This is a genomic window from Paenibacillus phocaeensis (assembly GCF_900021165.1).
GTDB classification, from domain to species: Bacteria; Bacillota; Bacilli; order Paenibacillales; family Paenibacillaceae; genus Fontibacillus; species Fontibacillus phocaensis.
In genome coordinates this window covers 18,915-29,305 of record NZ_FCOQ01000002.1, presented here as the reverse complement: position 1 = coordinate 29,305, position 10,391 = coordinate 18,915, and the positions used below count along the sequence as shown (strand labels likewise).

Genomic DNA, 10,391 nt, shown 5'->3' with positions numbered 1-10,391 from the left:
AACCTACCAAAATCAAAGGGATTCAGCATGCAACCGCCGTTGCAGGCGGGTATAATACGACCTACTTTTTAGATAAGAGCGGTATCATTTACAGCTTGGGTGATAATCAATTTGGCCAGCTAGCGATCAACAAAGTTGATGTAAAAAAGACTCAAATCCCTTTAGTAGTTCAAAGACCGATACGAGTTCAAGTTAACGGCAAAGACATACAAATGAATGTCTCCCCTCAAATCATTGATAATTCCGTCTATGTATCGATTCGGGGGGTTTTTGAAGCTTTAGGGGCTGAAGTAAAGTGGGAACCCAGTAAAAGAAACGAAGTTCTTATTACTAAGGGCAACTTGAGTATAAGACTAACAGCCGGCGAATCCTTTGCCGTAGTCAATGGCTCCAAAATAAAAATTGACACTCCTGCAAAATTTCTAAATGAAAGCATCATCGTTCCACTGCGCCTTATTTCTGAAACGATAGGTGCAAAAGTGGAATGGGATCAATCAAGCTATGTAGTGAAAGTAACAGTTAACTGAGTTGCTGAAAAAAAGCGTATGGCATTGGAGCCTTACGCTTTTTTGCTAAAGTTGCTTCACACCTTGACCAGCCCATATCCCGTCATGATCTCAACCATCAGCCCCGATCCTAACTTAAATCCATAAGCAAATGCCGCCGCCATCTCCATTCCCTGAATTTGCTGCTGAAGGTCGATCAATGTCTCTAGTTCGTTAAAATCTTCAACAGAAAGCTTCTCCCTCCAAGCTATCATGGCTTCGGACAGTTCTCTGCTGAGCCGGCGGTATTGCGGATCTTTGGGGACAACCTGCTCTTCGGGGAGAAGGTTGCCGTAGTAGATAGAGTCTAGAATGGATGGCATGGGGCTCCTCCTTTTCGCCAAATCAATTATTGGAATAGCAAATCAATACCAATTTTCTAAATAAAACGATGAAATAAAATGATTGTACGCATTTGCGTACCACTAATAACCGTATTATACGTTACGCTTTTGCGTATAGTCAAGTAACCTCTATCCGGTTTGGAGTGAATTGGAATGGCTAAACGAGTTATTGTAAAAATTAAGGAACTTACGAAAGAGCATAATATCTCATTACGGGAGTTATCCCGATTATCTGATGTTAGGCACGCCGCACTGAGCGAGCTAGCTAATGGTAAACGGGAAAGTATCAGTTTTAGCCATATAGAGAAAATTGCTGAAGCTTTGAAAATTAGTGATATCAGAGAAATCCTTGAAATAATAGATGAATAAACAAACCGTGAGATTTAAGAACGAATTGATTTCGTGTGAATTTCTCAAGTTACTCAATCCTCATACACAGGTTGACGATTTTAATCCACGCTCTCCACAGAGAGCGAAATAAGCGGCTACCACATGAGCTTAACCGCACGATAGGCTTTCAATTCACGCTCTCCACAGAGAGCGAAATCTCAGTCGACAGATTTGCCAGCTTCACCTCGGGAATCTTTCAATCCCGCTCTCCACAGAGAGCGAAATTCTCTCGCAATGCTATCTCGTCAATATAATGACCTTTCAATCCACGCTCTCCACAGAGAGCGAAATGCCAGGCGGTCGTAGACCGGCGCCGGAGTAGTTCTTTCAATACACGCTCTCACATGGAGAGCGACAAGTATATGCAAAACAGCTAATGGAGATTATTCAAGCTTTCAATCCACGCTCTCGCATGGAGAGCGACTCAACGCACCCGCGAGTGCTACACCTAAAGCAATCTTTCAATCCACGCTCTCACATGGAGAGCGACCATATTGCCTCTGATTTTGCTATCCTTTTGGTACTTTCAATCCACGCTCTCACATGGAGAGCGACGTAACTTTTGCAATGCCTTATAAGGAATACGAACTTTCAATCCACGCTCTCACATGGAGAGCGACGAAAGCAAAACCGGCTTAAGACTCAGCCTCAATCCTTTCAATCCACGCTCTCCACAGAGAGCGAAATTCGGAAGTTCGTAAACTTATGCAAAGTTCTGGAGTCTTTCAATCCACGCTCTCCACAGAGAGCGAAATCTTTTGCGAAATTTTGATTATGATCTACTTTTTCTTTCAATCCACGCTCTCCACAGAGAGCGAAATTTGTACAGGTCGATCTTTGGCACCGAAATAATCCACTTTCAATCCACGCTCTCCACAGAGAGCGAAATGCATAATTATCTAACCCATATTCATCCTTGAGTACTTTCAATCCACGCTCTCCACAGAGAGCGAAATTATATAGCGACTACCACCAATGGCATGAGTTTATACTTTCAATCCACGCTCTCCACAGAGAGCGAAATAGCCACATATTGGCGTTAACCGGGCACTCTACGCCTTTCAATCCACGCTCTCCACAGAGAGCGAAATCGTATCGACGCGGCAGTCCGCGAGTGTTACGGACTTTCAATCCACGCTCTCCACAGAGAGCGAAATCTCGCCCTCGATGCGCAGTTCGGCCTCTTCGTCACTTTCAATCCACACTCTCCACAGAGAGCGAAATAGGAGGGGAATCCTAATGATCCCTCGGGAGATTCTTTCAATCCACGCTCTCCACAGAGAGCGAAATCATGATTGGTATGACTACGCCGGAAAGCTTATCCTTTCAATCCACGCTCTCCACAGAGAGCGAAATCGCTTGATGTGTCTTAGGTACTTCAATCCAGTTCGCTTTCAATCCACGCTCTCCACAGAGAGCGAAATTAACTCGACCATCGCTTTGTTTCTCAAACCGAGCTTTCAATCCACGCTCTCCACAGAGAGCGAAATATTCTTTAGTCATTTGATCACCTCATGGAATTATTCTTTCAATCCACGCTCTCCACAGAGAGCGAAATGCCGCCGAGGGTCTAACCCACCTGACGGACCGGACCTTTCAATCCACGCTCTCCACAGAGAGCGAAATGTAACATTGCAGATAAGATTCTGCAGCAGCAGATCCTTTCAATCCACGCTCTCCACAGAGAGCGAAATGTTGGCTTCCGATCCCGGTATTCGTGACTATTAATCTTTCAATCCACGCTCTCCACAGAGAGCGAAATCCAGATGCAGCACAAGGCGATTAACCCGCCGGGACTTTCAATCCACGCTCTCCACAGAGAGCGAAATGTTGGCGGAAAAAGCGTCCCTAACTGATTTGCAGGCTTTCAATCCACGCTCTCCACAGAGAGCGAAATGTTTCAAGGTCTTAACCTGGGTTCGGCCGCACGTCTTTCAATCCACGCTCTCCACAGAGAGCGAAATCTCTCGGCTGCGCCTATGCCGTCTACAGTACACGCTTTCAATCCACGCTCTCCACAGAGAGCGAAATTTTAAATGGCTGTCGGAGCTGGAGCAGAAGGCAAATCCTTTCAATCCACGCTCTCCACAGAGAGCGAAATCCGGCATGGCCGATGCTCGTATTCCGGCGCTAACTCTTTCAATCCACACTCTCCACAGAGAGCGAAATCAAAGCTGCTGGTTTCGTAACGCCATTTTATATCTTTCAATCCACGCTCTCCACAGAGAGCGAAATCATTCGCCTTATTGGTCCGGTCGGATAGTTCGAGCTTTCAATCCACGCTCTCCACAGAGAGCGAAATGGTAATCGTGTACAGCAATGTTGCGAAACCCAAACTTTCAATCCACGCTCTCCACAGAGAGCGAAATAGGGGACAAAGAGCGGGAAGTCCCTCTATCCTATCTTTCAATCCACGCTCTCCACAGAGAGCGAAATCCGGATCGGTGGCAAAAATACCGACCTCCCGGAGATCTTTCAATCCACGCTCTCCACAGAGAGCGAAATCTGTGCCGATCGCCACTGGCAGCGTAAAGTTTTGCTCTTTCAATCCACGCTCTCCACAGAGAGCGAAATATTTAGTGAGGAGTCGTAGAAATTGTCTTTAGGTCTTTCAATCCACGCTCTCCACAGAGAGCGAAATATTTAACTGATGGGCGGGAAACCGCCCTCAATTTAATCTTTCAATCCACGCTCTCCACAGAGAGCGAAATAGTTGAATTGGCGCTCAAACAGTACCGTGAGATGAAACTTTCAATCCACGCTCTCCACAGAGAGCGAAATCAGGGGGGCGGAAAAGTAAATATCATTCGCATGTTCTTTCAATCCACGCTCTCCACAGAGAGCGAAATTGGCGAGCAAGGGCGCCGTACGCTGCAGGAGGATCTTTCAATCCACGCTCTCCACAGAGAGCGAAATACTTGTCCATCACCAAAGTAGATTTCGACCACGCGCTCTTTCAATCCACGCTCTCCACAGAGAGCGAAATCCCGGATAAGCGGCCCATGTTGTCGGACCTGCGGCTTTCAATCCACGCTCTCCACAGAGAGCGAAATCTTGGAATATGCCGTCTTTATGCCCTTGGATAGAGCCTTTCAATCCACGCTCTCCACAGAGAGCGAAATTAAGCTCAACTGCTTCAACGTAATCATTTGACTTCTTTCAATCCACGCTCTCCACAGAGAGCGAAATCAGTCAGCCACGAAATCCTTATAAAGGCGCGTTCTTTCAATCCACGCTCTCCACAGAGAGCGAAATACTGAGACAAAAATATTCTCCTCGGATCACCCGCTTTCAATCCACGCTCTCCACAGAGAGCGAAATGTCTCCGGCTTCTTCAGAGTCAAACCGCAGTTGGGCTTTCAATCCACGCTCTCCACAGAGAGCGAAATAGCGGGCCCAGTGAGGCCATAAGCCACAAGGCCTCACAGCCCTAGAAGTGCGAACCCATTTTGCGAGAGCGAAATTTCACCTTTGATTTCAACCAAAATCAAGACAAACCCTTTAATGACGCGGGGTGCGAACCTCCCAGGGATTTGATGTGCGCTTGGGGTTCGCACCATGAGCCATTAGAAGATTAAGGGGTCTTCTAAATCCAATGAGGGTTTAGCGCCCATATGCTCTACCTTGGTCTTGTAGTTATTGCCCAAGCGATAAAAGCGCAAGCTATCTTGTTCTTCATCAATTAACTGAGCCAGCTCTAATTTCAAAGCAGTAAATTGGGCCGCATCCACAATGCATTCAAACACGGAATTCTGCACCCGCTGCCCGTAGTTCTGACATGCCTTGGACACTTTGCGCAGCCTTGCGGCACCTCCCGCCCCTGACGTTTGAACATCATAAGTAATGAGTACAAGCATTAGGGCTCACCTACTTCCACAAAAATGGCGGATACTCATCTAGATCACCGCGCAAGAAACGGGCCAATAATAAGGCTTGAGCGTAAGGGACCAGCCCCCAAGAGATCTTCTCACCCAAATAGGGGTGTGTCATACTCTCTTGCTTTTTGGTTTGCCATGCTTTGAGGAACGTTTTGCGGGCTTCGTCCGTCATCAGCACAGCTCCATTTTCCTTGGTAACAAAGTCGCTTGCGGTCACTTCTTTACGGTTGATCAGCGAAAGCACAAACCGGTCTGCATAGATTCCTCGCAACTCTTCCATGAGATCCAAAGCCAAGGAGGCCCGGCCGGGACGGTCTTGGTGCATAAAGCCGACGTAAGCATCGAGGCCCACGGTTTCCAGAGCCGCAGCCATATCTTTAGCCAAAAGTGTGTAGGCGAGCGACAGCATCGCATTTACGTTGTCTTTTGGGGGTCTTCTCGATCTTCCGTGAAAGAAGAAATGGTCCTTTTGCTGCAAAATCATCTGATCAAACACACGGTTATAGTAAGCTGCCGCTTGACCTTCCCAGCCTCGCAAGCTCTCCAGGTTATGACTGTTACGGACTTCGCGCAAAATATCCGACAGCAAGCTCGATACGGATTTGAATTGTTCAACATCCATGCGCAGCGGATAGTCTCGCGTCATACGCTCCAGGATCCATTTGTGGTTATAGATTTTTCCTGTAATAAAGTTCCTGGCGATCTTCGTAGCTTCCTCTTCATTCTCGGAAATCCGGTACTGCGTCTTTCGCAAAACGACATTTCCCCGGCTTTCGCCGATCACTCTGGCCAAGAATCTCCCGCTTTGCGTCAAGAAGGTGATGGATATATTGCGATCCGCACAATACCCCATTAACGCAGGACTAGCCCCCGTGTATCCAAAGCTGACGATGGCCTCCAGATTATGAAGCGGCAACCGGCCAAGCTTCTCCTCATCCTTGAGCAATAACACATTGTCGCCATCAAGCGCCAAGTACGTATCCGGCTGAGTCACATATAACGTGTTTAACAGCTTCCTCATTCACTCAGCCTCCCCTCGATGTAGCTTTGGACAGAGCGTTTGTGCATCAGATTGGGCATACAGATATGCTGTAATGAGCAATTTTTACAAAATGGCCCCGTCTTTACCTTCGGCGGATGACGTCTATCGTAATAATGATGCATTTCAGTAGCCATTTGTCTTACCTGATCACGCAGCAGGTCACTCATCGAAACTTCGATGCGATGCTTGATTTCGTTGTAGAATAGGTACCCTGTGTCTACCCGGCACAACATCATCTCTTCCAGGCACATCGCTTGGGCTGCTAGCTGAATGACGTCTTCGTCGCCTTTTTTCGGCTTTCCCCGCTTATACTCAACCGGGTAGACCTTATAAGTCCCTTCCCTTCCCGCCAATTCTACTCCATCCGGGTCCTGGACAAATTCAACCACATCACAGATTCCGCTTAACCGCAGTTCCGTGGATTGAATCGGCATCGCGCGAACGACCAGCTTGTCTCCACGCTTCTCCTTGATAAACGGTTGATCCGCTTTTTGATGTAAATGCTGACCTTCGATGGTTCTGACATTTTCCTCCCATTGCTGTTCAATATGAATCAGGGCCCACTGACGTTTGCAAAATTGGAAATGCTGGAGCCCCGACAACATCAAATAACGGTCCTCGTCATTAACGACCATTAATAACCTCGACATTCAAACCATCGAGTTCCTCTAGTTCAATTGTATAGTCGTCAAAACTTTTCGGCTCCGTAGAGGTCGAACGAACTTTTAAGGAACGATGCACTTTGGCCGACGAATATTGCTTAGGCCCGTCGGTTGCCGCAACTGCTATCAAACTTTTAAGGAACGATGCACTTTGGCCGACGAATATTGTCCCAGCTTGGAAGAATGGTTCCACCAGTAAACCTTATGGACTTCCATACTGCCTTCCGGGCGGGCGGAGGAGCTGTCATTCTCAAACAGCGTGATCAGCGCTTGTTTAATTTTCTCCGCATCTTCTTCCGTAAAACCTGTCTTCTCCGCAAGTTGGGTGTTAATGCTGCCCTTGAACACGTACACGCCAAAATCCACACGATGCTTCATGCCCATCGTATCGGAGCTGCGCTTGTCTCCCGTCACGGAGTTGACGCTTTTGGTAATCTGGGTGCTGACAATATCGATCGGGTCAACGCTTGTTGCGGTATGGATGGACACAGGACCACGGACGCCAACAGACAGCTCGGAACCTTTGAAAGCAAATACTTGTCCAAAACTACGCACATCGATCCATTCCTGACAAGCCAGCTTGGCAAATTCATCCGTCGAGGCATTTTTCCCCTTCAGCATCTTCGCCAACTCCGGATGGGCGTCCGCACGTTCACGCAAACTTTTGAATTCATCCGCTTTTCTATCATCCGACTGGACAAAAACCTTCTCTCCCATATCCAGCAAGCGATTGCGGATTTTACGCTTGATCGCAACATCAGAGATTTCACCGCGTCCGTCATAATTTTGGCGAGGGCGATTCCCGTTCAGGGGGTCTCCGTTCGGATTGGCTTTTGTAACCGATAGGATAACTGCAAAATCGATTTTATGACCAAGAGTGCTCATTCGTTTGTATCCTCCTCTTTTTTCTTATAAAGTTCACGGCGCTGACTATAGAATCCCAGCAAATATTGCTCTGTTAAAGGAGCATTATTAAAGTCGCCATCCTTAAATTGATCGGCGATTTCATCAATCATCTTGGATAAATAAGTAGCTTTCGTTCCCAGCTTGGCCTGATAAGGCTGCAGGCTAGCTTGAATGGTTTTCCAGGTACGGCCCGGATTTTGGGCAAAAGAGTTCATATAACGAATCGCGTTGGTGGATCTCGTCTCGTCTTTGCCCAGCGCTCCTCGTTCAAGCACATCCGCCACAGCCAGCAAACGGCCAAACAGATAACTCCGATCCTTGGACTCGGTGTTTAGCGGCACATTCCATTCCTCCCCTTCTTCTTTTTCCAACAGCCCTTTCCGAATCAGTGCGCATGCAATACTTAGCGTCTTCTCCCATTCCCACCGTTCCATCGAAACCGGATTCGACGCCCGGTGAAAGGCACTTCTAACAATGTCTCGGGGGACCGCGCGTCCATCCACGATGCAAGGAATGATCCGTTCCATCAAACCTTTGACGATCTTCTCACTCGCCCTTGGGCCGTAAGCAGCAAAAGCAATATCCTTGGTCGCCGGCGCTCCATAAAATGAGATAAACTGCTCTTCATCCTTGCGATACCGATGCTCCCAGGCACAAGACTTATGCCATTCTTCCAATCGGTTCAAATACAGCTCTTTATTCAGATGACGGTAGTAAAGCACGGCCATCCGGCCTGTCGTTGCCGAGTCCAGAACGAGAATATTCACCTCTGCCTGGTAGGTCAGGTCATTCCGGTAGCCGTCAATCGCTCGTTTGACCTGATCGGCGTACGGCTTGTCCGTATCCGGTTCTCGTTCGATCTCCCGGCCTGAATGCTGCATCATGTCTACGATATCCTCATCGGTATTGGGAACCGGATTGTTATCGTTGCCCCATACCAGAAAGACACGTTCATCAATCGTTTTCCCCTGGCGGTGAATCAGCCATTTCAAGGCGTTATGCGCTTTCTGCGACACCTCATAACTGATTGCTACCGCTTCCTTGCTTGTTTTGAATCGTCCGCGAAAGGTGAAGCCAGAATTGTCATTCGCAGAAATTAACTTTGCTTTGTCTGCCGCATGGCGAATTTTGTTCGCATGCCGCTCCGTACTCGGACGAGTGTCTCCGGTAACGAAACAAACGTCCTGTTCCCCCAGCTTCTGATTGTAAAAGGCAATAAACGAATCAAACATCGCTTTGTCTTTCCATACATCCTCCGGTGAATCAGGGGTAAACGCATTAAATCTAATAAAAGCGCTGGATGTCTCCGCAGCTCCGCTGGAGAAAATAGGCGGCTTTTCCCCGAGCTTGGCCGTGTATTTATCATCCCATTTCTCTATCAATTGCTGGTTTTCGTCGAGTTTGATTATTTGGGCAGCAACCAGGTCCTCGATTAACCGCCCCTTGCGCAAATACGTATAAATCCATTTCAGTTTCTCCGTCGCATAGGGCGAATTGGCCCATTCCTCCAAATTACGGATATACTTCTCAAAAGGGATTTCTTCCGGATTTTTGATCTGACCGCCATACTTGACGAAGTCGCCAGCGACATAACTTAATTTGTCATGTAACGGGTATGGAGCAACCTTGGAACCTGACCGACTTGCTGATTCTTCAGTACAGGGGATTAAGGTACTCTCTTTATCCAACACCCTGGCCTCCAGAAAATCACCGTCTTCATCGATCGTCACTTCAATATGTGCATTCTGGGTCGTATGCGAAACCGGCAGCAGCGTGTATTCCCGGTCACTCCTTTTTTTCACCGTTTTCCCGACTTGATCCAAATTAGCCTCATACGTCTCATATAGGTGGAGCAGCCAACTCATCTCATTCACCTCCTAAATCACGAAGCAGTTGTTCCGCAGACTCGATGTCATCCGAATGGAATAATTTGGGTTCCATCTCTCGAACGGAACGAACAATCGTGCACTCCTCCGGCTTTCGAAACCGGATATACCCTTGTTCCATCTCAACAGGCCATAGCCTTACCGAAAGCTCATTCACCCCTGTTTCATCCGGATAATTGAACCCATGAACCATCGTTCCTAAATACTGCGTTCTTTCATCCGTATCGTAAAAACCCTCTCCGCTGCCAAATTCACAAGGCTGAACATATCCCTGACATTCTCTAGTACCCAGGAAAATATCTCTGCGTCCACCCGCCTTCAACGAACGCTGAAGGATGCTGTAATGCTTCCCTTCATTGCGGTCAAAGGCGAGATCCGGCCGGTGTTCGTTAAAGACAAAATGGGCCTTCACTTGATAATGGACATCCTTAAGATACGTATAATTAGCCAGCGTGTTCCCGCCCCCGTAATCCATCGGACGCACGCCTTTCGATTCCATCTGGATCGGATTCATTACACGTAGTTCGTCGATGATATACATGATAGTCGGCTTCCAGTAGATGGACTCTAGTATGCCTTTAATTGCCTGGTAGGTAGGCACACTGTAAGATAGCTTCTCACCTCCAATTTTGGTTAGAGGATCGGTGAATAAAGCGTAGTCGCCGAAAACTTCGAACTGGACTTCATTTCTCATGGTTTGGATCACCTCCTTTACTCCCTTATCGATAACATAGAGTC

Annotated in this window: 8 protein-coding genes, 1 pseudogene and 1 CRISPR repeat array; of the genes and pseudogenes, 2 read left to right on the top strand and 7 right to left on the bottom strand. The window is 47.6% G+C overall.

Translation table 11 applies throughout. The features are described 5' to 3' along the window. Positions 1–527 (top strand): stalk domain-containing protein (locus tag BN3795_RS00160; RefSeq protein ID WP_269800201.1); only part of this gene is annotated, 527 nt, incomplete at its 5' end. A gap of 56 nt (positions 528–583) precedes the next feature. Here the strand turns inward: BN3795_RS00160 and BN3795_RS00155 are convergent. Continuing rightward, the gene (locus BN3795_RS00155; protein WP_068782731.1) at positions 584–868 is read right to left on the bottom strand and encodes a DUF6809 family protein; all 285 of its coding nucleotides are present in this window, start codon (positions 866–868) and stop codon (positions 584–586) included. 174 nt (positions 869–1,042) lie between these two features. Between BN3795_RS00155 and BN3795_RS00150 the strand changes: the two genes are divergently transcribed. Continuing rightward, positions 1,043–1,258, top strand: a complete 216-nt coding sequence (locus BN3795_RS00150; protein WP_068782730.1) for a helix-turn-helix domain-containing protein — start codon at positions 1,043–1,045, stop codon at positions 1,256–1,258. A 674-nt stretch (positions 1,259–1,932) separates the two neighbouring features. Then, a CRISPR array of direct repeats spans positions 1,933–4,668; the repeat unit is 33 nt; unit sequence CTTTCAATCCACGCTCTCCACAGAGAGCGAAAT. Positions 4,669–4,845: 177 nt separating this feature from the next. On the opposite strand, the gene cas2 is transcribed toward BN3795_RS00150, so the two are convergent. The 6 genes and pseudogenes from cas2 to cas5c all read right to left on the bottom strand — a co-directional run bounded on the left by cas2 (position 4,846) and on the right by cas5c (position 10,347). Then, the gene (gene cas2 / locus BN3795_RS00145; RefSeq protein ID WP_068782729.1) at positions 4,846–5,136 is read right to left on the bottom strand and encodes a CRISPR-associated endonuclease Cas2; all 291 of its coding nucleotides are present in this window, start codon (positions 5,134–5,136) and stop codon (positions 4,846–4,848) included. A gap of 10 nt (positions 5,137–5,146) precedes the next feature. Beyond that, the gene (cas1c, locus tag BN3795_RS00140; RefSeq protein WP_068782728.1) at positions 5,147–6,178 is read right to left on the bottom strand and encodes a type I-C CRISPR-associated endonuclease Cas1c; all 1,032 of its coding nucleotides are present in this window, start codon (positions 6,176–6,178) and stop codon (positions 5,147–5,149) included. Continuing rightward, positions 6,175–6,834, bottom strand: a complete 660-nt coding sequence (cas4, locus tag BN3795_RS00135; RefSeq protein ID WP_068782727.1) for a CRISPR-associated protein Cas4 — start codon at positions 6,832–6,834, stop codon at positions 6,175–6,177. Before cas4 ends, cas1c begins: the two co-directional genes overlap by 4 nt. After that, a pseudogene (gene cas7c / locus BN3795_RS00130) lies at positions 6,824–7,746 on the bottom strand (type I-C CRISPR-associated protein Cas7/Csd2). Before cas7c ends, cas4 begins: the two are co-directional and overlap by 11 nt. Beyond that, entirely contained in the window at positions 7,743–9,632 is a 1,890-nt protein-coding gene (cas8c, locus tag BN3795_RS00125; protein ID WP_068782726.1) for a type I-C CRISPR-associated protein Cas8c/Csd1, read from the bottom strand. Before cas8c ends, cas7c begins: the two are co-directional and overlap by 4 nt. A 1-nt stretch (position 9,633) precedes the next feature. Continuing rightward, positions 9,634–10,347: a type I-C CRISPR-associated protein Cas5c gene (cas5c, locus tag BN3795_RS00120; protein ID WP_068782725.1), complete on the bottom strand. Its 714-nt coding sequence runs from the start codon at positions 10,345–10,347 to the stop codon at positions 9,634–9,636. Positions 10,348–10,391: the final 44 nt, after the last annotated feature.

Coding starts and splice junctions, on each gene's coding strand:
- cas2 (WP_068782729.1), bottom strand. CDS start 5,136: ATGCTTGTACTCATTACTTATGATGTTCAAACGTCAGGGGCGGGAGGT.
- BN3795_RS00155 (WP_068782731.1), bottom strand. CDS start 868: ATGCCATCCATTCTAGACTCTATCTACTACGGCAACCTTCTCCCCGAA.
- cas5c (WP_068782725.1), bottom strand. CDS start 10,347: ATGAGAAATGAAGTCCAGTTCGAAGTTTTCGGCGACTACGCTTTATTC.
- cas8c (WP_068782726.1), bottom strand. CDS start 9,632: ATGAGTTGGCTGCTCCACCTATATGAGACGTATGAGGCTAATTTGGAT.
- BN3795_RS00150 (WP_068782730.1), top strand. CDS start 1,043: ATGGCTAAACGAGTTATTGTAAAAATTAAGGAACTTACGAAAGAGCAT.
- cas1c (WP_068782728.1), bottom strand. CDS start 6,178: ATGAGGAAGCTGTTAAACACGTTATATGTGACTCAGCCGGATACGTAC.
- cas4 (WP_068782727.1), bottom strand. CDS start 6,834: ATGGTCGTTAATGACGAGGACCGTTATTTGATGTTGTCGGGGCTCCAG.